Annotated in this window: 27 protein-coding genes; 14 read left to right on the top strand and 13 right to left on the bottom strand. The window is 45.1% G+C overall.

Annotation, left to right across the window (positions count from 1 at the left end; all coding sequences use genetic code 11):
* Position 1: 1 nt before the first annotated feature.
* The 3 genes from AAAA78_RS12795 to AAAA78_RS12785 form a co-directional block, all read right to left on the bottom strand.
* On the bottom strand, positions 2-1,204 hold the full coding sequence (locus tag AAAA78_RS12795) for a hypothetical protein (protein WP_340592432.1): 1,203 nt from the start codon (positions 1,202-1,204) through the stop codon (positions 2-4).
* A gap of 68 nt (positions 1,205-1,272) precedes the next feature.
* Positions 1,273-2,886, bottom strand: a complete 1,614-nt coding sequence (locus tag AAAA78_RS12790; RefSeq protein WP_340592431.1) for a flavin monoamine oxidase family protein — start codon at positions 2,884-2,886, stop codon at positions 1,273-1,275.
* A gap of 98 nt (positions 2,887-2,984) precedes the next feature.
* Complete coding sequence (locus tag AAAA78_RS12785; RefSeq protein ID WP_340592430.1) at positions 2,985-3,470, bottom strand: hypothetical protein; 486 nt, start codon at positions 3,468-3,470, stop codon at positions 2,985-2,987.
* A gap of 179 nt (positions 3,471-3,649) precedes the next feature.
* Here AAAA78_RS12785 and AAAA78_RS12780 point away from each other — a divergent pair, with 179 nt between their 5' ends.
* Both AAAA78_RS12780 and AAAA78_RS12775 read left to right on the top strand, forming a co-directional pair.
* A complete protein-coding gene (locus AAAA78_RS12780) occupies positions 3,650-4,225 on the top strand; it encodes an HD family phosphohydrolase (RefSeq protein ID WP_340592429.1) in 576 nt (191 codons plus the stop codon).
* Between the two features lie 203 nt (positions 4,226-4,428).
* Positions 4,429-5,028 (top strand): hypothetical protein, encoded by a 600-nt coding sequence (locus tag AAAA78_RS12775; RefSeq protein WP_340592428.1) that lies wholly within the window; start codon positions 4,429-4,431, stop codon positions 5,026-5,028.
* A 109-nt stretch (positions 5,029-5,137) separates the two neighbouring features.
* On the opposite strand, the gene AAAA78_RS12770 is transcribed toward AAAA78_RS12775, so the two are convergent.
* Positions 5,138-5,782, bottom strand: coding sequence for an OmpA family protein (locus AAAA78_RS12770; protein WP_340592427.1), 645 nt, complete (start codon positions 5,780-5,782; stop codon positions 5,138-5,140).
* A 276-nt stretch (positions 5,783-6,058) separates the two neighbouring features.
* Here AAAA78_RS12770 and AAAA78_RS12765 point away from each other — a divergent pair, with 276 nt between their 5' ends.
* A complete protein-coding gene (locus AAAA78_RS12765) occupies positions 6,059-6,775 on the top strand; it encodes an SIMPL domain-containing protein (protein WP_340592426.1) in 717 nt (238 codons plus the stop codon).
* Positions 6,776-6,805: 30 nt separating this feature from the next.
* Here AAAA78_RS12765 and AAAA78_RS12760 read toward each other — a convergent pair whose 3' ends face one another.
* Positions 6,806-7,540, bottom strand: a complete 735-nt coding sequence (locus tag AAAA78_RS12760) for a hypothetical protein (protein WP_340592424.1) — start codon at positions 7,538-7,540, stop codon at positions 6,806-6,808.
* Between the two features lie 95 nt (positions 7,541-7,635).
* On the opposite strand from AAAA78_RS12760, the gene AAAA78_RS12755 reads away from it, so the two are divergent.
* On the top strand, positions 7,636-8,109 hold the full coding sequence (locus AAAA78_RS12755) for a GNAT family N-acetyltransferase (RefSeq protein WP_340592423.1): 474 nt from the start codon (positions 7,636-7,638) through the stop codon (positions 8,107-8,109).
* Between the two features lie 328 nt (positions 8,110-8,437).
* The gene (locus AAAA78_RS12750; RefSeq protein WP_340592422.1) at positions 8,438-9,418 is read left to right on the top strand and encodes an HNH endonuclease; all 981 of its coding nucleotides are present in this window, start codon (positions 8,438-8,440) and stop codon (positions 9,416-9,418) included.
* A gap of 113 nt (positions 9,419-9,531) precedes the next feature.
* On the opposite strand, the gene AAAA78_RS12745 is transcribed toward AAAA78_RS12750, so the two are convergent.
* From AAAA78_RS12745 to AAAA78_RS12725, 5 genes are read right to left on the bottom strand one after another with little or no spacing between them, the layout of a single operon-like run.
* Positions 9,532-10,071: a GyrI-like domain-containing protein gene (locus AAAA78_RS12745; protein WP_340592421.1), complete on the bottom strand. Its 540-nt coding sequence runs from the start codon at positions 10,069-10,071 to the stop codon at positions 9,532-9,534.
* Position 10,072: 1 nt separating this feature from the next.
* Complete coding sequence (locus AAAA78_RS12740) at positions 10,073-10,621, bottom strand: thioredoxin family protein (protein WP_340592420.1); 549 nt, start codon at positions 10,619-10,621, stop codon at positions 10,073-10,075.
* Positions 10,622-10,630: 9 nt separating this feature from the next.
* Positions 10,631-11,383 (bottom strand): biotin--[acetyl-CoA-carboxylase] ligase, encoded by a 753-nt coding sequence (locus AAAA78_RS12735; RefSeq protein WP_340592419.1) that lies wholly within the window; start codon positions 11,381-11,383, stop codon positions 10,631-10,633.
* A 1-nt stretch (position 11,384) separates the two neighbouring features.
* A complete protein-coding gene (gene nadC, locus AAAA78_RS12730; RefSeq protein WP_340592418.1) occupies positions 11,385-12,209 on the bottom strand; it encodes a carboxylating nicotinate-nucleotide diphosphorylase in 825 nt (274 codons plus the stop codon).
* Positions 12,210-12,263: 54 nt separating this feature from the next.
* Entirely contained in the window at positions 12,264-13,367 is a 1,104-nt protein-coding gene (locus AAAA78_RS12725) for a response regulator (RefSeq protein ID WP_340592417.1), read from the bottom strand.
* A 49-nt stretch (positions 13,368-13,416) separates the two neighbouring features.
* Here AAAA78_RS12725 and lptG point away from each other — a divergent pair, with 49 nt between their 5' ends.
* From lptG to AAAA78_RS12700, 5 genes are all read left to right on the top strand, one after another.
* Complete coding sequence (gene lptG, locus AAAA78_RS12720) at positions 13,417-14,496, top strand: LPS export ABC transporter permease LptG (RefSeq protein ID WP_340592416.1); 1,080 nt, start codon at positions 13,417-13,419, stop codon at positions 14,494-14,496.
* A 27-nt stretch (positions 14,497-14,523) separates the two neighbouring features.
* Entirely contained in the window at positions 14,524-15,138 is a 615-nt protein-coding gene (gene def / locus AAAA78_RS12715) for a peptide deformylase (protein WP_340592415.1), read from the top strand.
* Positions 15,135-16,094 carry a methionyl-tRNA formyltransferase gene (gene fmt / locus AAAA78_RS12710; protein WP_340592414.1) on the top strand — a complete coding sequence of 320 codons (960 nt, stop codon included), beginning with the start codon at positions 15,135-15,137 and terminating at the stop codon, positions 16,092-16,094. Before def ends, fmt begins: the two co-directional genes overlap by 4 nt.
* Before the next feature lies 1 nt (position 16,095).
* Entirely contained in the window at positions 16,096-16,725 is a 630-nt protein-coding gene (gene rpe, locus AAAA78_RS12705; RefSeq protein ID WP_340593636.1) for a ribulose-phosphate 3-epimerase, read from the top strand.
* A gap of 80 nt (positions 16,726-16,805) precedes the next feature.
* Positions 16,806-18,392 (top strand): FAD-dependent oxidoreductase, encoded by a 1,587-nt coding sequence (locus AAAA78_RS12700; RefSeq protein WP_340592413.1) that lies wholly within the window; start codon positions 16,806-16,808, stop codon positions 18,390-18,392.
* On the opposite strand, the gene AAAA78_RS12695 is transcribed toward AAAA78_RS12700, so the two are convergent.
* A complete protein-coding gene (locus AAAA78_RS12695; protein ID WP_340592412.1) occupies positions 18,385-18,906 on the bottom strand; it encodes an NUDIX hydrolase in 522 nt (173 codons plus the stop codon). The two genes, AAAA78_RS12700 and AAAA78_RS12695, sit on opposite strands and share 8 nt — an antisense overlap.
* A 176-nt stretch (positions 18,907-19,082) precedes the next feature.
* Here AAAA78_RS12695 and AAAA78_RS12690 point away from each other — a divergent pair, with 176 nt between their 5' ends.
* A complete protein-coding gene (locus tag AAAA78_RS12690) occupies positions 19,083-19,610 on the top strand; it encodes an outer membrane beta-barrel protein (protein ID WP_340592411.1) in 528 nt (175 codons plus the stop codon).
* 60 nt (positions 19,611-19,670) lie between these two features.
* Here AAAA78_RS12690 and AAAA78_RS12685 read toward each other — a convergent pair whose 3' ends face one another.
* The gene (locus AAAA78_RS12685; protein ID WP_295905052.1) at positions 19,671-20,006 is read right to left on the bottom strand and encodes an FKBP-type peptidyl-prolyl cis-trans isomerase; all 336 of its coding nucleotides are present in this window, start codon (positions 20,004-20,006) and stop codon (positions 19,671-19,673) included.
* Positions 20,007-20,150: 144 nt separating this feature from the next.
* On the opposite strand from AAAA78_RS12685, the gene hutH reads away from it, so the two are divergent.
* Together hutH and hutU are read left to right on the top strand one after the other, a co-directional pair.
* Complete coding sequence (hutH, locus tag AAAA78_RS12680) at positions 20,151-21,686, top strand: histidine ammonia-lyase (RefSeq protein ID WP_340592410.1); 1,536 nt, start codon at positions 20,151-20,153, stop codon at positions 21,684-21,686.
* A 131-nt stretch (positions 21,687-21,817) separates the two neighbouring features.
* The gene (gene hutU / locus AAAA78_RS12675; RefSeq protein ID WP_340592409.1) at positions 21,818-23,464 is read left to right on the top strand and encodes a urocanate hydratase; all 1,647 of its coding nucleotides are present in this window, start codon (positions 21,818-21,820) and stop codon (positions 23,462-23,464) included.
* A gap of 58 nt (positions 23,465-23,522) precedes the next feature.
* On the opposite strand, the gene AAAA78_RS12670 is transcribed toward hutU, so the two are convergent.
* Positions 23,523-23,840 (bottom strand): hypothetical protein, encoded by a 318-nt coding sequence (locus AAAA78_RS12670; protein ID WP_340592408.1) that lies wholly within the window; start codon positions 23,838-23,840, stop codon positions 23,523-23,525.
* 179 nt (positions 23,841-24,019) lie between these two features.
* Here AAAA78_RS12670 and AAAA78_RS12665 point away from each other — a divergent pair, with 179 nt between their 5' ends.
* Positions 24,020-25,021, top strand: coding sequence for an ABC transporter substrate-binding protein (locus AAAA78_RS12665; protein ID WP_340592407.1), 1,002 nt, complete (start codon positions 24,020-24,022; stop codon positions 25,019-25,021).
* Positions 25,022-25,024 lie beyond the last annotated feature (3 nt).

Here is a 25,024-nt window from a genome sequence, read left to right as displayed (position 1 = left end):
TTTAAGACTTGCGCCCCTCGTCCCAGACTTGCACACAGGCATCTTTAGAAACTTTGCGATCTTCGATCCAAGGAAACACTTGTTTCATGCCGTAAAAACTTTTAAGGCCTGAAGTGTAATGAAACTGTTTTACCTGTCTTGTGCGGGCGTTGAATTGTTTTGGAAAAAGCACGGCTTCCGTTGCAATACGCAAAGTGTTTTCCCAAATACTCGTTTCATAAGGCGGAGGTGTTGAACCTGTCCAAAAAGATTTCGTCTTATCTGAAGGTGGGCAGAGAGCCTGCAAAAGACTGTTGTTGGTTTTGCCATCCATCTTCTTGAGCCACAACGAAAACTGTGAAGGAGAAGTCACAACGCGGGCCAGAGGTCCTTTGTGAGAACTGTGATCGTCTTTGATAAATTCCGATTTACGATCCGTAGCCAACGAACGATTCACAGCAATTTTTGCAACGGTCATTGGATAGTGCAGACCATGTTTATAACAACGAGCCATCTCTGCATACAAAGTGCGTGCTAGAGCATCGATATCGACCATATCTTTTTCTGTCATGGTTGTGCCGTCTTCCTTTGTCAAAGGCGGAACGCCGGATTTTCTTAACTGTGGAAGCACGTAAGCATCATAAGGATTTCCAGCAGCAAAGTTTTTCGGTGGATTTTTAGGATTAATAACACAAGCCCCGATGCGAGACTTCAAGGCATCAGCGGCCGCAGTCACAGATCGATGGGATAAAGTTTTTTCTAAAGGCTCTAACGACTTTTGAATTTCTTTGGGACCACCGGAATTTTTTGTTCCAGGCAGGCAGTATTCTTTTGGAGCTTCGACTTTTCCGTAAAAAGAATTTTTCTTTTTCTGAGTCACGTAAGCCGCATCCACCCAACCTTGACCTTCTTGAGTGTAGACTTTGCCTTTCACCGTGCGTTTGTAGCGATACTTGATTTGCACGTACTCTTCATCTTGCATTTGGCCTGTGTAAGGATCTTCGACTTTCATTTTTCTTGGTGGAGAAACAACTTCGATCTCAGCACCACGATCAGGCCACGCAATAGGACGACACGCAGGATCTGCTGAGCAGTTTTTCCAGTTCATCCCTGGTTTGTTAAAGACAGAAACAATTTCGTCATCTTCAAGATCCAGAAAGGCCTTGCCGTTGGCCCAGGTGTTTAAGCTTGCTGTGAATACAAAAAGAAAGGCAATAAATCGCATAAGTTCTTTATCGATTTATTGCCTGTGATCTTGAGTAAAAAGATGTGAGTTTCTATTTTTGAGACAGCTTATTTAATTAATTCTGCTGCTTCCAAAGCGGCTTGATGAGAAGCCTCAAAGCAAGGAGTCATCCAGTTGTCCTGATTAGCAAAATGAATGAGCTTACTTACCGGAGTTGCAGCAGCCTTCGCTGTTCCTTCGACAATCATACCTTTACGAGCAAGAGGTACAGCGTGACCCCAGCGAGTCAAACGAAGTCCGTGAACGTCGTTCATCGAAAGGCCTTGTGATTTTAAGATTGGCTCAACCTCTGCCAAATATTTGTCGCGGTATTTGTCATGCGAGCCTGGATAGAACAAGAACTGACGGGCACCGTCGTAAGGAATACCGTGATACAACGTCAAAACGCTGTGATCAGTTTGATCTTGCTGTGCCCAAGTACCAAAGCAAATGTCAGAGAAGTTGCGATCTCCGCGTCTCATTGGTGTTGGCGCAGGAGGCACGTTGCCTTTAAGGCAATAAAGTTCGTAGCTCGGAGTTTGGAAAGATTTCTTTGTGAAGAGATTTCCCACAAGATAAGCGCGATAAGGAAGCATGTGAATAATTTCTGCTTGTTCGCGATTCATTTCAGGAAGCAGACGGCGAGCTACAAACTTAGGACAAGCCATCACAACATGACGAGCGCGCGCTTTTTTAATAACGCCCATTCCGTCTTCGTAAACCACTGTTACTGAATCTTGCTCTGTTTGTACTCGCAAAACCATGCAACCAGAGCGCAGTGAATTTTCACCGGCGTCTTTGCGGATTTGTTGCGCCATTTTGTGTGCAACATAAGAGTTCCCGCCTGGATATGCCAACAACGCCCCGGTTTCAGCACTGAGGAAACCGAGATATTGGAATGCAGAAAGCTCCTCTGTAGAACCACAGAAAGAACTCCATCCATAAAGTTGCAAGTATTCTAAAAGATGTGGATGAAGGTCGCCGAACTCTTTGGCAACCCACTCATCCACGTTGAGCTTGTCGTGAGTTTTTGCGAAGTCGCCTTCGAAACTAAAATCAGCTTCGTTGTATATTTCTACAAGACGCTTATGAAATTTTTTAAAATCATCTTGTGCACCAAAAGCAGTCGCACCTTGCCAGAAAGGTTTTGCAACACGGTCTTTGAAAAACACAGACGTGTCATCGCTATGTTCTTTACGAGCCTTATCGTGAATGCCAAGTTCTTTTAAAAGACCTGCAAGAGGAGTGTCTTCCGCAGGTTCGCAAAGGTAAGCAGCTCCAATAGAGTAACAAGCGTCTTTATAAAGTTCGCCTTTGCTATTTCCACCTAAGCGAGTGTCTTGTTCAAGAAGCGCGATTTTTTTATGACGAAGATAGTAAGCGGAACTAAGACCTGCGATACCGCCACCAACAACGATGACATCCAAGTCTTCAGTGACAGTGGGTTCGCCGCCTTTTTTTTCTAAGTAGCCATCAATGTTCCAAAGAATGTCGTGCGGGCGATCGATATTGTCGCCGTTAAAATCAAGACTTGAAGATTCATTTGGAGATAAACGTGCAATCGGCCAGTCATCGTTAAGTTTTTTAGCCACCCATTCAGAGCCTTTTGTCAGGCCTTTTGTGGGAATCGAAGAGAGTGCCGCCAAGGATACTGTCGTCTTTAAAAAATCACGTCTTTGCATGGCGTTGTAATTAGAATGTCCTTCGTAAAAGCACAAGAGGAGACACCGAGCCTCCTCTTGTTGAGAACTTATTGAAATTATCGAACACTAAAACGATTTTAGCGGGGCTGAACGCTCTCGCAAGGCGGAACAGTGTAAGATTTTCTAAAGAGCAAAGTCCAATGGTCCGCATTGTGATTTGAGATGTGGCGGTAAACCGGAACCATCACAGTCAAAGGGTAAGAACCGTGGATTTCAACGTCTTTGCAGATGCGCTGATTGTTGTTCCAAAAGCAGTCTTCGACAGTTTGAGTGTAGTTGATGGGAGTCGAAAGAATTTCTCTGCCAACAACCACCACTTCTTGGCGATCGCCGTAAGTGCGCGTTTCTGTGATGTCGACAGGTTTCATCGTGCGAAGACGGTCGCCCTCTTGGCACACAAACATGTAGTCGATACTGCGACCCATATAAACCGTAGGTGCTTTTACATCGAGGTATTTCACTCTTAAGATCTCATCCCAAGATGAATCCGCTGTGACCAGAGCGTGCGCAGATAGAGCTGATAAAGAAACCAAAGCAAATACGAAAGACAAAAGATGTTTCATTTGAATCTCCTAAAAAAAAGTTTCGCCTACTTTGTTTGTAAGTGTGCAAGGGCTCAAGTTACCATCCGGTAAATAGAGGTTTTAAAACCGATAAGTGTTCAGGAAAATTCCACCTAACGCTTTGAGCTAGGCCAGAAAAGTCGTGAAACTCGCAAGTCTTTTATGTAAGCAGTCATTCCATGAAACTAGAAATGCCTTCGCTCACAGACAAGTTGAATAAGCCTGAAATCATCGAAAAATCTTGGGTGATCACTCTTTCGGGAAATCGCTTTAATATTTTAGATCCCAACCCAGAAGCTGTGAAAATTGAAGACATCGCTTGTGCTTTAGCTCGTCAGGCACGCTTCAATGGTCACACTCGTTTTTTCTATAGCGTGGGTCAGCACTCGTGCTTGGGGGCGGAAGTTTCTCCAACAAAAGAGATCGCTTTGCACATGCTTTTTCATGATGCGACGGAAGCCTACATCGGCGACCTCGTATCACCTGTGAAAGCACTTCTTCCAGATTTTGAAATTATTGAATCACGCATTCATTGGGCGATTTCGCAAAAGTTCAATATGGAATATCCACTTCCAAAAGTGGTGAAACAAATTGACCGTCGCTTGCTGGCAACGGAAGTGCGTGATCTGATTACTAAAGATTTGGGATCATGGGGTATTGGTCAGGATGAACCTTTTGAGTTCCCGATCATTCCTTGGCCGCCCGAAGTGACGGAAGCCCGCTTCTTGGAGCTGGCGCGAAACCTTTTAAAGTAGTAGCCCGAATGACGGAGGTGCAATGTTTTTGTGCCTCTCTTTGTCGTCGCTGTCGAATAAGTCTCTAGAGAGAAAACAGCGAAATTTCCTTCTAAATAGATATAACTTCCTCCCATGCCGAAAGTTCACTCGGCGAGTTTCTTGCTTTTCAATTCCTGCGATTTTTTTATTTTAAAAAATTGCAGATTTGAAAGGTGTTCCCAATGAAAACCGTGTTGCTGGCCCTCATGATGTTGTTCAGTGTTTCTTCTCACGCAGACGATAAGCTGTACATAAAAGATCTGGATTCAGAAGGGGCGTACCAGTGGAAACAGCTTCCACCGGAAGTACGTAGAGCTATCCTTCATGAGTCTTGGGCCTATGAAAACACCACTCGCTTAGAGGCGACTCCTGCGAAGCGCATTGTGGTCGTCACTCCTTCACATGAAAGTGTGCAACCTGTGCGCGTCTTTGGATTCACGGAACAAGATGTTCTTAATGCAGACGGCGATCCCCATGGCCAGGCTTGCTCTAACAAACACAATCAGGGAGATCTGTCGAATCGCTGGTGTCACGCTTATTTCGTGAAACTCACAGACAACTATTTGCGCTCTAAAGGAGTGAATCGTCATCTGTCAGCGGTTCTTTCCGCATCGATTTTTATTCCGAAAGAATACGGATATGACCTTCATCCTTCACCATCGGATTTAGTGATGGCGGAGTATGAAATCTACAGCAAAGTGCAGACCCGCAGATCGACACGCATGACGGTCACGGCGTTTGGCGATAAGGCTGTGTTTTTTACTTTAGAGAAAAGATTTTAAAAGAGTTTTAGAAAATAAAAAACCCAAGTCATTATCTGACTTGGGTTTTTTCTTAAGAAGCTGCTTTAGCCTACGCGCCAGGGCGCTCCGGCTCTGCGGCCGCGGGCCATTAAGCCTTAGGAACTTTGGATTCGTCGACAGTGATTTCGATTTCAACGCGACGGTTTTTAGCGCGAGCTTCTTTTGTTTTCGCAGGGTCTACTGGGTTTTCAGCGCCCATGCCGATGGAAGTCACAGTCGCAGCTGGAACACCCGCAGCAACAAGTTGAACGCGAACAGCGTCAGCACGTTGTTGAGAAAGTGGGTTGTTCACCATAGAGGAGCCCGTATCGTCTGTGTAACCTTTTACAGTCAAAACATTCTCTGGGTATTTTTTCATGATCGCTGCCAGTTGGCTGATGTTTGATTTTGCAGCTGGTTTCAAATCTGCTTTCCCAGTGTCGAACAAGATATCACTTTTAAGTTTTGTGATAAGACCTTGCTCGGTTCTTTTTGTCTCAGCGATTTTTTCAAGTTCTTTTTGTTGTTTATCCAAACGATGTCCAACAGTACCGCCCAAGCCAGCTCCGATCGCCGCACCAATCAACGCGCCTTCGTTGCGTTTACCAGTTTGATGGCCGATCACAGCTCCGGCAACAGCACCAATCGCAGCGCCGATACCTGCACCTTTGGCAGCGTTAGGGTTTTCTTTTGTAGTTGCACATCCAGTTGCCAAAACAGCAACAGCAGTTCCGATAAGAATCAGTTTCTTCACAGGGTCTCCTTGTTTCTTGATGGTTACATTATCGAAATAACTCATAAAGAAGATCAAGAGAGGAGTCAGCGCGTCCACCGAAAGTCCAAACGACTTTCTAAATACCAACTGCTGCGTTGCCGCCTCGTCGCTGTACAAATGTACAGCTTCCTCCTTGCGCCTTGCATTTGGTACTTATAAAGCCGTTTGGTAGATGTATGGATAGTTGCGTTAGTGTTTACCTTGGGGATCTCCTTGATTTATGCTTTTCCCCAGACCCATGGAAAGGGGAGAATTATGATTAAAATCTTTGCAGCAAGTCTTCTTTCAATAGCACTTTTGGCAGGGGTGGCTCATGCCGAAGACCGCTTGATTATCGTCAATGGCATGGCCGAAAAGGGTCTTGATCCCAATATGGTCAACCTTGGTATTGAAGTGTGGAGCAAAGCCTCTACGGCAAAACAAGCTCAACAATTGGCCGCAAGCCAGTTTAAACAGATCAAAAAAACTTTTGATGAATACAAAATCAAAAAAGAAGACATCCAAACGGACAACTATTCTTTAAATCCTGAATACGAATACGACCAAAAATCACGTCAAAATAAAATGACAGGTTTCCGTGTCAGCCAAACTTTGACGGTCACTCTTCGTAAAGTTGAAGATGCAGGAAATTTCTTAGACTCTTTGGTTTCAGAGAAAAAATCTATGGACTCTGGAACAAGCGTGAATTCCATCAGTTGGGATTCTGATAAAAGAGCGCAAGTGGAAACAGCCGCTCTAGGTGATGCCGTTCGTTCTGCAAAAGCCAAAGCAGAAGAGATCGCGAAAGCCGCAGGAGTTAAAGTCAAGGGTGTTGCTCGTATCAGTCATTCTACAGGACGTGTGGGACCTCAACCGGTTTTTCGTAACTATGCAATGAAATCCATGGATGCAACAGAATCTGCTCCAACAGAAGTTTCTGCGGGACAAATCAAAGTCCGTGTTGAAGTGACAGCGGAATACGAAATTAATTAAGCAGGATTTTTTCTCTTACGCGGAAGAAATTTATTTCGCGTAAGAGAAAAACTGCACGCATTCATTGCTGAATTTTGTGCCGCTAATACTCACGTCTTTAACGTAAGCATTCTTAGCTTTCGTCTTCGTCAAATCAGCCCATTCCACTGGGGGATTTGTTGCCTGAGTGCTTTGCGGATAATAAAAATGTGTGACCGCTGAAACGCCACTGGTTTTCGGTCCTTTTAAAAAAGGATTTTCATTGGGAGATGTCACAACTTTGTTAGCCGCTTCCGTAGCGTGCTTCCAGTATTCCTTCCACAGAGGATGTTCTGTCGGGCCAAGGAACAGTTTTGAGTAAGTCGATTTCTTTGAAACCGCAGGATTGAACTGCGCTTTTTTAAAAATCACGCCACGATAACCTTTGCCAAAACTTTTTTCCCATTTCGGATTGTTTTTCGCAAGCTCCACGCGGTTGTGAACACCCCACGCAATACTTTCAAAAACAGCTTCACCGTATTTTTCGCATTTTTCCATGTTCGTCGAAATGCTTTCAGCAAAAGAAAGGCGCGCCAGGATTTCGAAATCCGTCAGTTTGTTTTTATCAACGATGACTTCATTGCTTTCATCACCCTGACGTTTAAAGCACTCCGGCGAATCAATGATTTTATTCAATTCAATTTTTTGCAAAGCCTTATTGCTACCAGGAGGGCAGAAGGCCTCGTTGGCTTTAGCGTGAGAAGTGACTATTGTGATGAGAAAAATAAACCCGCTGAATTTGATCATATTTTTGCACCTTTGTTGCCTAATTAATATGGTAATTCGGCGTCGAACTTAATTCAACAGTTGAAGGAGACTCTTTCCTGAGCCAAGATTTCAATATGATTGAACTTAGAAAAATGAGTGCCCCAGAGTTTTCCGACTACATGAAATACGCCATAAGTAACTATGCAGCGGAAAAACAAAAAGGCGAGGGCCATAGTCCTGAGGACGCACTCAAAATTTCGCAAGAAGCCTATGCTAGGCAGCTTCCCCAAGGGTTAGAAACTCCAGACCAATTTCTTTTTTCTGTGATCGAAAAGGCAACAGGCAATTCTGTCGGGATTCTATGGATTGCCAAGAAATTTAATGGCGAAAAGCCCTATGCTTTTATTTACGATATCGAGTTAAAGCCAGATCATCGCGGCAAAGGGCTAGGAAAAATACTGATGAATCTGATGGAGGACGAGGTGCGCAAATTAGGCTGCTCTTCCGTAGGATTGCATGTCTTCGGTCACAACACCTCTGCCATTGCCCTGTATGAAAAATCCGGATTCTATACGACGAACAGGATGATGAAGAAAGACCTGAAGTAAGACATTCAGGTGAGTTGGTTATTTTATTGAGCTCGATCTTCCGCAAAGCCTTTTCGCAAGTCACAGTTAGCGCCGATGGCAATGGCGCATAATATTTGTAATCTTATTGTTGTTGACACAAGTTTTCGTGGGTTTTGAATAACTCTCATTGCTTGTGGCAAGCATTCTATGAACGCCCTTCACGCTTATAATTTTGTTGTTACTGTGATCTGCGGAGTTAATGAATACCCGGTCATTCACTGGAAAGTATGACGCCTCTAAAGCCAAATTAAGGCGGAAAATCGACTTTTAAAAACCCATGGTAGAACTCTTCCTATTGGAGGATTTTATGAATCAAACAAATCAAAACTTAAGAAGGCTTACGGACCAGGATCTTTTGCAGCAGACTGAATTGCTCGTGCAGAAAGAAAGAACCACCACCTTGGCAGTCTTGCAGTGTTTGGGGGAAATAGAAATTCGACGATTGTTTGTGGATTTGGGTTTTTCTTCCATGTATGAAATGTGCATCAAGCATTACAAATATTCCGAGGGGCAAACTCAACGAAGATTGTCGGCAGCAAGACTTTTAAAAGAGCTTCCCGAAATTGAAAGTAAGATTCAGTCGGGAAATTTAAACATCACGACGCTAGCCAAAGTTCAGACGTTCGTTCGGGCGGAAAAGCAGGCGCAGCATGTATTGTCGAAGGAAGAAAAATTGCAGTTGTTGGAAGGATTGCAAAATAAATCCACTCGCGAAGCAGAGAAAGAACTAGTAAGGCAATCTCATCAGCCAGAGTTCTTGTTGGGAAAATTTAATATAAGTGAAACGTCGTTGAACGAAAGCGCTGTCAAAAACTCAGCGACCTCTGAGTCCTTTGTCAAATTTGAGGCTTTGCTCGATCAAGAAAATCAAAAACTGCTTCAAGAGTTTAAAGAGCTCTTTGCCCATGAACTTTCTGATACGAGTTCCTTGTCAGTTCTGCAGCTTCTTTTAAAGAAGACTCTCAAAGAAAAGAAACAGAAATTAGGACTCGTGTCGGTTCAGAAACATAACGCAAGACTGCCATCGGCGCCAAAGGTGGCTCCTTTAAGGTCTGCGATTTCGATTCATGTCAAAAGGGCGGTTTGGCGACGAGCACAAGGCTGTTGTGAGCATGTCGATTCTAACTCCAAACAGCGTTGCTTATCAAAATACGCGTTGCAAACGGATCACATAAAACCCGTTGCTCTTGGAGGAGATAACTCCATCCAGAACTTGGCGTTGCTTTGTCGTGCCCATAACTCAAGAAGAGCCGTCAAAACTTTTGGAGTTGTTGGAATGAATGATTAGAGACTCCGGGAGCCGTTATCAGTTTGCGTGAGCGTTTTAATTTATGGTGAATGTAGAAAGCACTGAAACATCAAAAGGCGTTGAGGAAATGCACGACGCCTGTGATAGTGGTTCTACTGAACAGGGAACAAGTAAGTCGTCGTCATCGCGTTTTTCTCGGTGATCGAATGAATCTCGTAGATCTCAATCACAGCACCTGTTTGTTTCAAGCTGTGCTTCACCATGTAGTCATTCACGCGAGGGTATACTTTCAAAGGCCCAATGCCAGGGGAGCCGGTGAAGACCGCGACAACGTATTTTCTTTGCGGGATATCGCCTGTTTTAAAATCTTCAGGCAATTGACCTGCTGGCAAAGTTTCAACGATACAACCCACTTTCGAACGTAAGCGAGCTTCCTCAACAACTTGAGGATCGTCCATGTATTCACCGAATGTGCGACCGCATGGAGCGCCTTGAGACTTCATAAAGTTTTCGACTTTCTCGATTACTTTATTCACTTTGTGATAAGGGCCGACGTGTTCAATGTACACCGTTTGAAAAGGACCTTGAGAGGCTTCACTGATATCGACACCTTTAAAGGCTCCAAGATAATTTGCCAAGAAAAGACCAAAAGATGTTACTGCAACGAGAACGAAAACTAAGATGTACTTCATTTTATATCCATTTGATTGAGCAGCCCATAGAGGCCGTTTGTTCTTCAGAAACTTTTTCGTTTTTAATCAATGTCTGCACGGCTTCATAAAGCTCGCGCTTTGTCACTTTGCTGGCGTCTTTCCAAGAGTCGTCAAGACGTCCCCGGTAAGCAAGCTTGTGATCTTTGTCGTACACAAAAAAATCAGGCGTGCAAACGGCGCCAAACTTGTGCGCGACCTCTTGAGACTCATCATGCAGATAAACGAACGGATAATGCTTTTCTTCCGCACGCTTTTTTAGATTCTCAAAAGAATCTTCGGGATGGCTTGCGGCATCGTTTGAACAAATCGCGATCACCGGAACGTTTTGTTTTTTAAGATCATGGCCTAGCACGATCAAACGACTCTCAATCGCTTGCACATAAGGGCAGTGATTGCAGATAAACATCACAACAAGCGGACTTCCTTTCGGAAAATCTTGAAGCTTGTAGGTCTTGCCATCAATCGCAGGCAGTTGAAAATCCGGGCAGTCGTTACCAAGATCAGGAAAAGGCGTGAATGTTAAGGCCACAAATCCCTCCTAAAGAGCTGTCCAACTGATTTTTTTATCACCGATATGAAGACTGCCGTCAGCCTCCATGCCTGTGTATTTTTCTTTCAAAAGCGGATGCTGATTTAAGGCCATGAGAAGTGACAACTGATCCGTCGGACTTAAGGCCTCATCACTGTGAGAAAGAGCATCCGTTAATTCAAACAACAAACGATCTAAGAACGCCATGTAGTCTTGCCCTAAAAGAGGAGCGCCCGGAGGCAAAGACTCTAAAAGGCTTGTCGCGATCTCAACATCTTTCGGAGAAGACGTGACGTTAAAACCAAGACCCACAATCAAGCGAACGTTATCACCTTGAATAAGACTCTCAAGCAAAATACCTGCAACTTTATTCGCACCGATGTAAATGTCATTTGGCGCTTTTAAGTTCCAAGGTAGAAACGGCCATGTCGTTGAGCACGCACGATAAACAGCTAGGCCCACAAGGCACGAAGTCGTTGGTTGAGGTTTGATTTTTAAAAGAAAAGACCAAGAACTTAAAAGCGAACTTCCCGGTTGCGCATCAATCCAACTGTTTTTGCCGCGACCGCGGCCCGCAGTTTGATGATCCGTCAGATAAAGGCACAAAGATTCTTCCTGAAGATTTTCTTCAAAGGCCTCTTCCTTAGCAAGTTCATTAGTGCTGGCTTGCTGAGATTTATAAGACACAAAAAGATGATTGTTCTCTGCCCACTGAGAGGTCACTTGTCCAATGCGAATGTCAGCTAAAGGAGTGTCGTTCATCTTAGTCCTCCCACTGGAAAACAAGGCTCACGTCAGCGCAAGGAGCAGAGTGAGTCAAAGCGCCGACAGAAATATAGTTCACACCGATTTCAGCCACGGAACGAACGCGTTCTAAATTCATATTGCCGCTCGCTTCTGTTTCAATTTCAGCAGGAACCATCGCCACGGCTTTTTTAAGTGTTTCATTATCCATGTTATCAAGAAGAATGCGTTGAGCTTTCATCTCTACGGCTTCTTTAACTTCATCCAATGTGCGCGCTTCGACTTCAATTGGAAGTTGGCTGTATTCACGAACGCGATTCACGGCATTCGTAATTCCGCCCATCACAGAAATATGATTGTCTTTGATTAAGATTGCCGTGCTCAAGTTCATACGGTGATTGACACCACCGCCATGAACGACGGCGCGTTTTTCAAGATCACGGAAAGCGGGCGTTGTTTTACGAGTGTCGAGAATTTTTGTTTTTGTTCCCGTGATCTGTTTTACAAAGCGGCGAGTGTGAGTCGCAATCCCCGAAAGATGACCCAAGAAGTTCAGGGCCACGCGTTCAGCTTTCAAGATTTGCACAAGGTCGCCTTCAATCGTGCAGATGATTTGATTTTTTAAAATCTCATCGCCTTCTTCAAAATGCCATTTCACGCGGCAGGTAGGCTCTAGCATTTGCATGGATTGTTCAAAGGCCATCGCTCCGGAAAGAACGATGTCTTCCTTGGCTTTGAGGCGCGCGCGACCCAAACGAGGTTTTAAAGCTAAAGATTCTGTAGTGACGTCCCCATGGGGCATGTCTTCTTTGATGGCGGCGCGGATGAGTTCTTGCAATGTCATGGCAATCGACCTCTTTCAAAAGCACGCCGTGCTTATGAAAAGAAAACGACGCGCTTAAATGGATTTCTCAGTATCTTTGAGGATCTTATTGATTTCTTCGCGGATCACACGTTCCGCGATCTCAGGAATGACCTTCCAGCAAATGGATTCAATCATTTCACGAGCTTCCTCACGAATAATCTTTTCCATCATATTGCTGTTTAAGTCCATCTTGGATTGCGTATTGGGCTGAGCATTAGACGAAGGCGCAGCAGAAGGTGGCGTTGCCGCACGGCCTTTTTGCAGAGTCTCCATCATTTGATCTTTGACTGATTTTTCTACTTTGGAAACAAAAGAATCCGTCCCCACCGGAGCTTTGGTCTTTGTGGCCTCGCGCTCGGGTTTTTCGAAGCTGATTTCCTCAAAATCACCCGCGACTTCGATATGCGCGTGTGACAATTCGTCATCTTGCGGGATGACAAACTTAGAGGCAAAATCGCCTGTTTCGTTTTCAGGCAATTGAATCTTAAATTTCGTCAAATCTTGGTGAGCCCAGCCACCTTCGTCGTGCTCTTCGGTCATCTTTGGAGTCGTCGTCAAAGGAACAGCAGAGAATTCTTCATCAGCAACTTCCAAAGGATTGGCATCAACGTCTTCGACTTCTGGAATATTCAAGAAGCTCTCTTCTTTGGCTTCTGGAATGGCGTAGATGTTTTCGTTTTGGATAGGAGCTGGAGAAATCTCTTCCGGAGTTTCCTCGAAGTCCGGCATTTGCGGGAACGTGAGGAAATCACTGACAGGATTTGCTTTCGTCTTTTTAACAAGGTCGTTCACAATCGAACGCAAATGGTCGGCGTCGAAAGGTTTTTCCAAACGGCGATCGGCTTTGCAGTCGGTGGCTTTGGCTTCGTCGATTTCCATGAAGCCACTCCACATCAAAACAACAGGAATGTGAGCAGTCTCAGAATCATTTTTGATATCCGCGCAAACTTCATAACCAGAACGTTTGGTTAAAAGCACATCGGCAAAAATGATATCGGGTTTGAAAGTTTTGGTCACAGCCAGGACATCGAGGCCCACAGGAACGGCCTTAACTTCGACAGCGAAGTCAGACAATGCCAGTTGCATTACTTTTTTGATTGTGGAACTCTCATCTGCAAGCAAGACGCGTAAAGCCATAATGAAAGTAAAATAGGAATTTCAATTCTAGTCAAGGTAACATTTAGACGTGAACAGAATCGATAGATACACATCTTGGTTATTTTGGGGCTACTTCATCGGTGGCCTCTTGGTTTTTTTGACCTTATTTACCGCTGTAGACGCGATGTCCACCATGGTGACTTATAAGAATGTCGCTCCGACGGCGCTTATAAATTACTATTTGTATTCTTTTCCAGAGATCATCTCAAAATTGCTTCCGGTCGCCTGTTTAATGGGCACTATTTTAACTCTTTCAAGCCTCAATAAAGCCAATGAACTCGTCGCGTTATTTGCGAGTGGAATGAGTCTTCTGCGCATCACTCTGCCGATTTTAGTTTGGGTTGCCGTGATTTCTCTGATTGGTTTTTGGTCCGCCGATAAGGTCATGCCCAAGGCGATCAAAGAGAAGAATTATATTTTGTATTACGACCTCAAAAAAGAACCGCACCGTTTTTCGACAATCAAGACGAATAAGATTTGGTACCGTTCGAAAAATTCCATCTTCAACATTCAGACTTTGAATGCCAAAGGGGATGGAGCGCAAGGGCTGACGATGTACTTCTTTAACGACGTTTGGGATCTCGTTCAGATGATCACGGCGCGTGAGGTGCATATTCAAGGCTCGCAGTGGTTGCTTGAAAATGGGGCAGTCACGGTGTTCAGCAAGGACTCCAGTTTCCCTCTGACAAGTCAGTTTAAAACCAAAAGTATTGTGATGGCTGAAGACTCCAAAGATTTGCAAAGTGCCGGGCAGACCGCTGACATGATGTCACAAAAAGAACTTGAGTACTTCATCAAAAAGAATAAGGACGCCGGCCTTGATACCGTCGCTTACGAGGTCGATTATCACGCGAAAATCAGCTTTGCTTTTGCGGGACTTGTGATGTGTCTTTTAGGCATCCCTTTCAGTGTGGGGAGGGCTCGCTCCGGGGGCACCATGCTCAATGTCGGGATCTGTTTGGCCTTGGTCTTTGCTTATTATGTGTTTTATTCCTCGGGAATCACCTTGGGACAGCATGGAACACTTCCTCCGGTGGCGGCGGCTTGGGCGCCTAACATTGTCATGTCAGGGTTGGCCTTGGTTCTTCTCAAAAGGCTGAAACGCTGATATAATGGAGGCCTCTCGGAGGTTCCTATGATCATGAAAATCCTCACATTCCCGGATCCAAAGTTGCGTGAAGTTTCGCAACCGGTGGAGACCTTTGGACCTGAAATCAAAAAACTCTCCGAGGATTTGATTGAAACGATGTACGACGCTCACGGCATTGGCCTTGCTGCTCCGCAAGTGGGTGAGTTAAAACGCATGGTTGTTATCGACACTCGTCCAAAAGATGAGAAAGGTCGTCGTTACAAATACGAAGAAATGACAGAACTTGAAGCCGCTGTTCAACAGCCTTTGATTTTGATCAACCCTGAAATCGTTAAAGGCGAAGGCAAAACAACTTTTGATGAGGGTTGTTTGTCGATTCCTGGTTACTACGAAACTGTTGAGCGCTTTAACTACATCGAAATGAAAGCCTATGATGTGAACGGCAAAGAGTTCATCGTGAAAACCGACGGTCTTCTTGCGATTTGCATGCAGCATGAATTGGATCATTTAGAGGGAACTCTTTTTGTCGATCACTTGAGTTTTGTGAAGAGTAACAAAATCAAAAACCAAATTAAAAAATACGGCTATCCTGTGAAAGACAAAGCGGAAGCTGCTTCTGAAGACACGCCGGCGAAGGCCGGAGAAAAATGTGATGTGTGAGTAAGGTCCGAGTCTGCTTTCTAGGAACTCCTGATTTTGCCGTGACCTCATTAAAAGCTCTTCTTGCCGATGAGCATTTTGAGGTCGTAGGTGTTGTGACTCAACCCGATCGTCCTGCGGGACGCAAACTTCAACTGACCCCAAGCCCTGTGAAAATGGTGGCACAGGCGCACGGACTGAAAGTTCTTGCTCCAGAGTCGTTAAAAGCAAATCAATTAATCCTTGATGAAATCCAAAGCTGGGGCGCTGAAGTCGGCGTTGTTGTGGCATTTGGACAAATTCTTACACAAAGCTTTTTAGATTCTTTCCGTTTTGGCTGTGTGAATGTGCACGGTTCTATTTTGCCGCGTTGGCGTGGAGCCGCTCCGATTCAACGCGCGATTGAAGCGGGTGATGTTGAAAGTGGTGTGACACTTCAAAAGATGGTGAAGAAGCTTGATGCCGGCGACATCATCGGCATTCGTCGTGTGAAAATCAAACCTGAGATGAATGCGCTTGAACTGCATGATGAATTGGCGGTCCTTGGTGCTGATTTACTTCGTGTCGAGTTGATGGACTACGTTCGTGGAAACTTAGCTCCGATTCCGCAAGATGAAGCGCAAGTGACGATTGCTAAAAAAATTGAAAAGCAGGAATCACTGATTGATTGGAATGCTTCTGCGAAATCTATTGATGGAAAAATTCGTGGTTTCGTATATGGACCGGGAACTTATACTTTGTTGCAAGGAAAGAAGTTGAAATTGCATCGATCAGCCGTTGCTGCTTCAGCCGACGCTCCGGCACTGTCGGCATCCGCCGGTACAATTACAGCTATTTATGACGATCATATTTCTGTTGCCTGCGGGGAAGGCGTTTTAAAACTCTACGAAGTTCAACCTGAATCCCGTAATCGCATGAAGGTGGAAGACTTCTTAAAAGGCAACAGTCTTAAAGCAGGAGACAAACTCGGTGTCTAAAATGGTCGCTCCCTCTATCTTGTCTGCGGATTTTGCAAATCTTGAAAAAGAAATCAAAGCCGTCTCGGCAGCGGGAGCAGACTGGATTCACGTGGACGTGATGGACGGACGATTTGTGCCGAATATCACAATCGGTATTCCGGTTGTGAAGTCTCTTAAAAAAGTTTCTCCGATTCCTTTGGATGTGCATTTGATGATTGAAAATCCTGAACGCTATGTTGAAGCTTTTATCAAAGCGGGCAGTGATTATTTAACAATTCACGTGGAAGCGACACCCGATCCTGCGGGAACTTTGATGCGCATTCGTGAATTAGGCGCAAAAGCGGGAATCACTTTGCGCCCTCGCACATCGATTGATGAAATCCTTCCTCTTTTGCCTTTGTGTGATCTTGTTTTAGTGATGACTGTAGAGCCTGGCTTTGGCGGGCAGTCCTTCATGCACGATCAAATCGCAAAAATCTCGCGCCTTCGTGAGGAACGTCAGAAAAATAATTTCTCTTATTTGATTGAAGTCGACGGCGGCATCAACGAAGAAACAGCAAAGCTGTGCCATGAAGCAGATGTTTTTGTAGCGGGCAGTTATGTTTTCGGTCGCGATTATAAAACGGCTATCACAACTCTCAAATTATAAAGTTTGTAAATACTCACACTCGTGAAATCCTCTTGAGAAAGTTTCCTTCTAATTAAAGGATCTATTTCTAGGAGGAGTTTATGGCGCATGCCCAGCAACATACTCAATCCCTGTGGCAAGAGCACACTGCTTTTCCCGCATTAAAAAGTTTGGATACGTCTTTAAAGACGGACGTATGCATCGTGGGTGCGGGTATTGCTGGACTTCTTACGGCCTATCGTTTGATGCGCAAAGGACTCGACGTCGTCATTCTTGAAAAAGATCTTTTAGGCTTTAATGAAACGGCTCACTCAACAGCTCATTTATCAAATGCTCTTGATGACGGTTATGTGAATATTCGTAAATGGCACGGACGCGAGGGCGCACGGCTTGCTTACAACAGTCATACGGCAGCGATTGACTTGATTGAACACTTGGTGAAAGAAGAAGACATTCAATGTGATTTTCAAAGAGTGCCGGGGTATCTTTTTTTAGGTGAAGGTGATGATCGGCGATTTTTGGAAATGGAAATGGCGGCAGTCCATGACGCTGGTTTCTTCGATGCTCATCTTGTTGAGGAGGCAGAAGAACAGTTTTTCGATGCGGGCGCTTGTCTAAAGTTTCCTCGACAGGCGCAAATAGACCCTTTGAAGTTTGCGCGCGGAATTTGCGAAAATATTCTTGCTCGCGGAGCGCAAATATATCCCCTGACTCATGCGGAAAAATTTCAAGGCGGGGAAGATACTTATGTAGAGACCTCGTCGGGCCATCGTATTTCTTGCAAGCACATCGTTGTGACCACCAATGTCCCTATTAATGACTGGATGAAAGTGCACTTCAAAGAAGCTGCTTATCGAACCTACGTGGTGGCTTTAAAAGTGCCGCGAGGAATGAAGGCACCCTGCCTTTTTTGGGATACGGAAATGCCTTATCACTTTCTGCGCTTTCATACGAATTCCAAAGAAGATTATGATGTTTTGATCGTCGGCGGTGAGGATCACCGCGTTGGTCAGGGCGGAACTTCTGATAATAGATTTTTTAGGCTGCGAGATTGGGCTGAGCGACGTCTTCAAATTGAAGGGGAGGTTGTCGCTTCCTGGTCGGGGCAGATCATTGAGCCCATGGACGGGCTCGCTTATATTGGCCGAAATCCCGGCGACTTTGACAACGTCTATATTTCTACAGGAGATTCCGGTCATGGCATCACTCATGGAGCCATTGCTTCGATGATTCTTTCTGATTTGATCACGGTGGGAAGTCACCCTTGGGCGGCTCTCTACAACCCCAGTCGTTTTAACTGGAAAGGTGTTTCCCGTTTTATCAAAGAAAATATTCAAACGGGTATTCAGTACCGCGACTGGATTTCAAAAGGTGACAACAAAGATTTAGAAGAACTGATTCCAGGACAGGGCTGTGTGATTTCTGAAGGCCTTTCCAAGATTGCCGTATATCGCGGTGAAGATGGAATGTTTCACCGTCTTTCCGCGAAGTGCCCGCATATGGGTGGTGTCGTACACTGGAATGAAGCGGAAGGAACTTGGGATTGTCCTGTGCATGGTTCGCGGTTTAATAAATACGGCGAAGTGCTCAACGGACCTGCGCTTAACAATATGTCTCCCGAAGATCGTTCTTCAGAGGAAGCCACGGAAAGAAAAAATAAAAAAGAAGGCAGTGTCGGAGTTAAATAGAAATAGTGATGTGTTTTTCTTTTTCAAAATACGGTCGACCATTTTCTAAATAAATCGCTCCCTGATATTTTTCGTGAGCGTGCAAAGTGCTCGCAACACGTCGGCTTACCGGCGGAGTCAAAAGTTCCAAGGCTTCATTCACCGCAAGAAATTTATAGTCGCGCAGTTCATATTCTTGCAGTTTGATTTTTTGAACTTGGGATTCTGTCAGATCTTTGGCGGCAAAAAGAAATTGAATGTACTCTCCTTTGACATCCAGATTCGGAATGTAATCGACGGATAAAAGAAGTGTCGGTTCAATGATTAACTGAAGCTCTTCTTTAACTTCTCGAAGCAATCCTTCCATCGGAGATTCTTCTCCTTCCACAGTGCCTCCCGGTAAAATCCATCCGGGATTGTAAGTGGGTTGGACAATCAACAATTCGTGTTTATAAAAAAGCAAGGCTCCTGCGCCGATGCGTTTACGAGGGAGTGAAGAGTAGAACTCTCTGTCGTCTTTATATGTACGCAACATAAAAGCCCTCCGTGGAGCAAGTGGAGACAAGACGTAAACTTAGGTACGGGAAACCTGGACCTTTTTGAGAAAATAGTGTTTCAGAAAGGGTCTCACCGTTGACCGTGCACACGAGTCCCTTCAAAATTTTAAAGGATCCACAATGATTTTAGGATTACAAAAGGAGAAGGACTTCTATGAAAAAGCTGTTGTTGGTTTTTGCTTTGGCACTAGGCTTTACGAGCGTATCCCACGCCGGAATTCTTATTGAACCATATCTTGGTTATGAAATGGGAAAAACGAAAAATCCAGACGGTAAGTTTGACGGTTCACAAGTAGGCCTTCGTTTGGCTTACGCGGCACCGATCTTTTTCTGGGGTGGTTTGGATTACACATTGGGTGTAAGCGGAACTTCAAAGCCCGACAGTTTGCCAAATGAAGATGGCAAAAGAAGTACACTTTACGGTGTTGTCGGAATGGATTTCCCTATTTTGTTAAGAGCTTGGGTAGGTTACGGATTTATGGATGAAATGAAATTCGAGAACTCAGGAAAGGCAAAAGGTACAAGCTATAAAGTGGGTGTCGGCTTCACAGGTCTTCCCTTTATTTCTTTGAATCTTGAGTATGTGAATGAAAAATTCACTGAACTTGATGGCGTTACGATTCCTGGTGATACTAAGAACGACTCTTACGTTCTTTCCGTTTCATTGCCTCTTGAATTCTAATTAAAATTCAAAATTTAAAACGAGAAGAGGAGCGGTTCAGCTCCTCTTTTTTTTTGAAATTTACTCTCGCGGTCGCACTTCAAAAAGCTCGACATGAAAAATTAGATTTGAATGCGGTTTAATAAATTTCCCAATCTGTCGCTCACCATAGGCAAGGTGAGAAGGAACAAAGATCGTGCGTTTTCCGCCTTCTTTCATTCCCAAGATTCCCTGGCTCCAACCTTGAATCACTTTCTTTGAACCCACAACGAACTCAAATTGGCGGCCATGATCGTAAGAGGAATCAAACTTTGTTCCGTCTTCCAGAAATCCTTCGTAATGACAAAAACAAAGCGCGCCTTTTTCCGCCGCCTTGCCAGTGCCTTCCAACGTGTCCGTGATTTTAATCTCATTCATAAAGTCAGATTTACATTTTTCTAAGGAGCAAGGGGAGAGAAACCTCTTAATAAGGTGCGATAATGCGGAGCAAAAAGAGGCTTGAAAGTACCTAAAATAGAGTCCATGCGCTAGGATGCGGGCCTTTCAGGAGAAGTCCGAACTATGCAGATTACTGGTGAAAACATCACGCTCGAAAACCTTTTTGAAATTGCTCACAATCCGCAAATCAAAGCGGAACTTTCTGCGACAGGGAAAGCGCAGATGCAAAAATCCCGCGACTACATCGAAGGCCGTATTTCTAGCGGCGAAGTGATGTATGGCGTGAACACCGGCTTTGGTGCTTTTTCTTCCGTTCGTATTTCCGATTCCGAAATTGAACAATTGCAAAAAAATTTGATCCGCTCTCACAGCATGGGTGTCGGAACTCCATTCACGAAAAAAGAAACGCGTGCGATGATGGTTCTTCGTGCCAATGCTTTGGCAAAAGGCCATAGCGGTATTCGTCCGTTGGTTGTCGAAAAAATTCTTGAGTTCCTTAATAACGACATCATTCCGGTCGTTCCTTCTCAAGGTTCGGTGGGAGCGAGTGGGGACTTGGCTCCGCTTTCACACCTGGCTTTAACGATTATCGGTGAGGGCGATGCCTGGGGAGCTGATGGCAAAATCGTCCCTGTGCAAACACTTCTGAAAGAAAAAAATATCAAACCTCTGGAGCTGAAAGCAAAAGAAGGTCTTTCAATGATCAACGGCTGCCAAGTGATGACATCCATCGGTTTGTTGTCCGTGTGGGAGGCAAGACGTCTTCTGTGGATGGCGGATCTCGCAGGAGCAATGTCACTTGAAGGTCTTCGCGGCACTCGCAAGGCTTTTGATCCGTTGATCTCCGCAACTCGTCCTCATCCAGGTGAAGCAAAAACTGCGCGCAACTTGATGAAGCTCATGGGAGAGAAAAGTGAAATCTCTGAAAGCCATGCGGTGAACGATCCACGCGTGCAAGATGCTTATTCTCTTCGTTGTATGCCTGCAGTTCACGGAGCTGCGAAAGATGCTTTGAGATACGTGACAAAAGTTTTGGAAACAGAAGCGAACTCTTCAACAGACAATCCGTTGGTTTTTGCGGATGCGAATAAAGTTCTTTCTTGCGGTAACTTCCACGGGATGCCGGTGGCGCACGCGATGGATTTCGCGGGGATTGCGATTTCTTCTCAAGCAAGTATTAGCGAATGCCGTATTTCAAAAATGATTTCAACGCAGATGAGTGAGCTTCCAGCATTCTTAACTCCGAACGGTGGATTGAACTCAGGTCATATGATTGTGCAAGTAGCGGCAGCTTCATTGGTGAGTGAGAATAAAGTCTTGGCACATCCGGCGAGTGTGGATTCTATTCCGACATCGGCTGAAAAAGAAGATCACGTTTCTATGGGTACGATTGCCGCTCGCAAATTTGCTCAGATTTTGCGTAACGCTGAAAACGTTGTCGCGATGGAAATGTTGTCAGCATGCCAGGCTTTGGACTTGCTTGCTCCATTAAAACCTTCGGCTGCGGTGAAAGCCGTTTACGATCATATCCGTAAAACAGTGCCCTTCGCGAGCGAAGACCGTGTTTTTTCAAAGGACGTTGAAGCGATCAAAGCGATGATGGTTTCTGGTGAACTTCAAGCCGTTGTACAAAAAACTGTCGGCGAGCTGGAGTGGTAGTCGGCGGACGCCGGCAGAGCTGTAGCGCTGATGGCGCGTAAGCTGAAGCAGAACAAAGCAATATAGGATAAAATTAATTTATAGCTACGCAGTGCAATTCAAAAAGGTACGGCGTACCTCCCGGAGGAAAAATGTCTCGAGTTATAAAAGCCCCAACTGGAAATAAAATGGTCTGCAAAGGCTGGCTGCAAGAAGCGGCCTACCGCATGATTCAAAATAACTTAGATCCTCAAGTGGCCGAGCGTCCTGAAGATTTGGTTGTGTATGGTGGTATAGGAAAAGCGGCTCGCAACTGGGAGTCTTTCGATAAAATTTTGGAAGCTCTAAAAAATCTAGAGAATGACGAAACTCTTCTTGTTCAATCTGGAAAACCAATTGGTATTTTGAAAACTCACGAAGATGCTCCTCGCGTCCTTCTTGCAAACTCAAACCTTGTTCCTAAGTGGGCGACGTGGGAAGTTTTCAACGAACTCGATAAAAAGGGTTTGATGATGTACGGACAGATGACGGCGGGTTCTTGGATTTACATCGGAACTCAAGGCATCATCCAAGGAACTTATGAATCATTCGTTGAGGCGGGTCGCCAACATTTTGGCGGAAGTCTTAAAGGCCGCGTGATTTTGACAGCGGGCCTAGGAGGAATGGGCGGAGCTCAACCTCTTGCGGGTGTGTTTGCGGGTGCTTGCGTTCTTGCCGTTGAAATTGATCCAACTCGTATTCAAAAACGTCTTGAAACAAAATACGTTGATGAAGTCGCAACAGATCTTGATGATGCCATTGCGCGTGTCAAAAAATACACGGCAGCGGGAGAAGCAAAATCCATCGCACTTCTTGGCAATATGGCCACAGTGATTCATCAATTGATCGAAAAAGGATTCACTCCAGATCTTTTGACGGATCAAACGTCAGCACATGATCCTTTGGTGGGTTACATCCCTGAAGGTTACACAGTAGAGACGGCAAAAGAATTCCGTGAGCGCGATCAAAAAGCTTATTTGAAAGCGGCTTACGATGCGATGGCAAAACATGTTCGCGGTATGCTTATCATGAAAGACCGCGGTGCTGTGACATTTGACTACGGTAACAACCTTCGCGCGCGCGCTTATGAAGCGGGTGTTGAGAATGCGTTTGATTACCCGGGATTTGTTCCGGCATTCATCCGTCCTTTGTTCTGCAAAGGCAGCGGTCCTTTCCGTTGGGTGGCTTTGTCAGGTGATCCAAACGATATCAAAGTGACTGACGATGCGATGAGAAAACTTTTCCCTCATAAAAAAGATCTTCTTCGTTGGTTGGATATGGCGGAAGAGCGTATCGCATTCCAAGGTTTGCCTGCGCGTATCTGCTGGCTTGAATACGGCGAGCGCGCAAAAGCCGGTCTGATGTTCAATCAACTAGTAGCGGAAGGAAAAGTGAAAGCTCCGATCGTGATCGGTCGTGACCATTTGGATTGCGGTTCTGTGGCTTCACCAAATCGTGAAACCGAAGCGATGAAAGATGGATCAGATGCTGTGAGTGACTGGGCTCTTCTTAATGCGCTTGTGAATACAGCGTGTGGAGCGACGTGGGTGAGCTTGCATCACGGCGGTGGTGTCGGCATGGGTTACAGCCAACACGCAGGACAAGTGATCGTTGCTGACGGAACTGAAAAAGCGGCTCGTCGTTTAGAGCGCGTTTTGACGGCCGATCCAGCAATGGGCGTCTTCAGACATTTGGATGCAGGTTATGAACTTGCAAAAGAAGTCGCGATTGAACGCGGTGTAAAAAGTCTTTGGATTTAATCGGCGAAAGCCAAACGGAGCCTGGGCGCAAAGCGCTCAGGCTTCATGCCGTTTTAAATTATCTGCGGCCTGCCGGATTCACAGAATTTGGTTGTGATTGGCTTCTTTGATTCTCGCGGAATGTGCCGCTGTTTTTTCTAGAAATTTTCATTTTAGGTTGTTCCGTCAAACTTTCCATTTCGCGTGAAGGCTCACGAGGCGTTTCCAAAGTGGATTCCACTTTTGCTCTGCTGCGAGGAGCTGGCTTTGCTTTTGTAGCGAGTTTAGACATGGCTTGTTTCTTAGGGCTTGCTTTGGCTTTCGTCTTTGCTTTTAAAGTCGTAGTTCTTGTTTTCTTTGCGCCAGTGGTTTTTCTTGCGTGTGCTTTTTGTTTCATGAAGGACTCCTTTAAAATTTTTTAGATCTTATGTTTGTTTTATTATAGTCGTGAAAAGACAAATAACATCATTTCATAAACGTCATCTGTCGTTAGGCATATTAAATCGATGTCATAAGACTTATTGCGAGTCGGGGTATTCGGGAGTGGGATAGGGTTGTTGAAAGTAAGGAGGTCGTATGCAGCAAGCTCATCAGCGTCACTCAAAACTCATACTTAGTTTTTTCTTTCTTCTGATTCTCTCCATTCTTAACTTCGATGCAAAAGCGCAAGCCCCCGATCTAGTCCGTGTTGGAAATTTAAAATTCGCGCACTACGGTGCCATTAGTTATCTCACTGAACACTGCGGAAAATACGGATTAAAAGTTCAAGAAAGAGTTTTCGCAAAAGGTCTCGACATCATCCCGGCTATCATCGCTGGAGAGATTGACGTCGCCGCCAGTGCCGCAGATGCCGCCATTGCGGGGCGAGCAGGTGGCGCGCCGATTTACGCCGTTGCTGGATTTGCGAAAGGCGGGGCGCGCATTGTTGTGCGCCCTGATTTAAAAATCACGTCGGTCAAAGAACTTAAAGGCAAAAAAGTGGGCGTAGCTCGCGGCGGGGCTCAAGAACTTCTATTGTACGCCGAACTTGCTAAAAACAATCTCACCTGGTCTGAACAGCCTGGAAAAGACGTGAGAATTGTTTTTATGGCCTTCGCGGATTTGAATCAAGCACTTCAAGCAAAAAACATCGATGCCATGTCACAGAGTGAACCCCAGTCTTCACAGGCCATCAATAAAGGTTACGGCGTGGAGCTTATCAAGCCTTACGACACTCCAATGGGAGAACCGATTCGTACACTCGTGATGACAGAGACCATGTACAAAAATAAAAAAGCCGTCGCCGAAAGATTTATGAAATGTTTTGTTGATGCGACAAAGACCTTCATTGAAAAACCCGATCTTGCGCAGAAATATGTGATCGAAAAAATGTTCAAAGGACAAATCACTCCTCAAGATTTCAAGGACGCTATGGGGAATGCGGAGTACACGTATGACCTCACTGTGGAGCACATGCAAATCACAACGGACCTTATGCAAAAGTATGGCGTCGGTCGAATGAAAAATCCTCCCAAAGCAGTGGACTGGGTGAAGTTGGATCTTCTTGCAGACGCCAAAAAATCCATGGGAGTTCCTTAGGAG

It is taken from the genome of Bdellovibrio sp. BCCA, assembly GCF_037996825.1.
Classification (GTDB): Bacteria; Bdellovibrionota; Bdellovibrionia; order Bdellovibrionales; family Bdellovibrionaceae; genus Bdellovibrio.
Note: the sequence above shows the minus strand (reverse complement) of the source record. Positions and strands in the feature narration are given on the sequence as shown.

Bases quoted from the DNA above. Each gene is read 5' to 3' on its own strand.
- AAAA78_RS12760 (WP_340592424.1), bottom strand. From the start codon at position 7,540: ATGATCAAATTCAGCGGGTTTATTTTTCTCATCACAATAGTCACTTCT.
- AAAA78_RS12795 (WP_340592432.1), bottom strand. From the start codon at position 1,204: ATGCGATTTATTGCCTTTCTTTTTGTATTCACAGCAAGCTTAAACACC.
- AAAA78_RS12775 (WP_340592428.1), top strand. From the start codon at position 4,429: ATGAAAACCGTGTTGCTGGCCCTCATGATGTTGTTCAGTGTTTCTTCT.
- AAAA78_RS12780 (WP_340592429.1), top strand. From the start codon at position 3,650: ATGAAACTAGAAATGCCTTCGCTCACAGACAAGTTGAATAAGCCTGAA.
- rpe (WP_340593636.1), top strand. From the start codon at position 16,096: ATGGTCGCTCCCTCTATCTTGTCTGCGGATTTTGCAAATCTTGAAAAA.
- AAAA78_RS12695 (WP_340592412.1), bottom strand. From the start codon at position 18,906: ATGTTGCGTACATATAAAGACGACAGAGAGTTCTACTCTTCACTCCCT.
- AAAA78_RS12685 (WP_295905052.1), bottom strand. From the start codon at position 20,006: ATGAATGAGATTAAAATCACGGACACGTTGGAAGGCACTGGCAAGGCG.
- AAAA78_RS12735 (WP_340592419.1), bottom strand. From the start codon at position 11,383: ATGAACGACACTCCTTTAGCTGACATTCGCATTGGACAAGTGACCTCT.
- hutU (WP_340592409.1), top strand. From the start codon at position 21,818: ATGTCTCGAGTTATAAAAGCCCCAACTGGAAATAAAATGGTCTGCAAA.
- AAAA78_RS12765 (WP_340592426.1), top strand. From the start codon at position 6,059: ATGATTAAAATCTTTGCAGCAAGTCTTCTTTCAATAGCACTTTTGGCA.
- AAAA78_RS12755 (WP_340592423.1), top strand. From the start codon at position 7,636: ATGATTGAACTTAGAAAAATGAGTGCCCCAGAGTTTTCCGACTACATG.
- AAAA78_RS12700 (WP_340592413.1), top strand. From the start codon at position 16,806: ATGGCGCATGCCCAGCAACATACTCAATCCCTGTGGCAAGAGCACACT.
- AAAA78_RS12665 (WP_340592407.1), top strand. From the start codon at position 24,020: ATGCAGCAAGCTCATCAGCGTCACTCAAAACTCATACTTAGTTTTTTC.
- AAAA78_RS12785 (WP_340592430.1), bottom strand. From the start codon at position 3,470: ATGAAACATCTTTTGTCTTTCGTATTTGCTTTGGTTTCTTTATCAGCT.
- AAAA78_RS12745 (WP_340592421.1), bottom strand. From the start codon at position 10,071: ATGAAGTACATCTTAGTTTTCGTTCTCGTTGCAGTAACATCTTTTGGT.
- AAAA78_RS12690 (WP_340592411.1), top strand. From the start codon at position 19,083: ATGAAAAAGCTGTTGTTGGTTTTTGCTTTGGCACTAGGCTTTACGAGC.
- hutH (WP_340592410.1), top strand. From the start codon at position 20,151: ATGCAGATTACTGGTGAAAACATCACGCTCGAAAACCTTTTTGAAATT.
- AAAA78_RS12750 (WP_340592422.1), top strand. From the start codon at position 8,438: ATGAATCAAACAAATCAAAACTTAAGAAGGCTTACGGACCAGGATCTT.
- AAAA78_RS12725 (WP_340592417.1), bottom strand. From the start codon at position 13,367: ATGGCTTTACGCGTCTTGCTTGCAGATGAGAGTTCCACAATCAAAAAA.
- AAAA78_RS12790 (WP_340592431.1), bottom strand. From the start codon at position 2,886: ATGCAAAGACGTGATTTTTTAAAGACGACAGTATCCTTGGCGGCACTC.
- AAAA78_RS12670 (WP_340592408.1), bottom strand. From the start codon at position 23,840: ATGAAACAAAAAGCACACGCAAGAAAAACCACTGGCGCAAAGAAAACA.
- def (WP_340592415.1), top strand. From the start codon at position 14,524: ATGATCATGAAAATCCTCACATTCCCGGATCCAAAGTTGCGTGAAGTT.
- nadC (WP_340592418.1), bottom strand. From the start codon at position 12,209: ATGACATTGCAAGAACTCATCCGCGCCGCCATCAAAGAAGACATGCCC.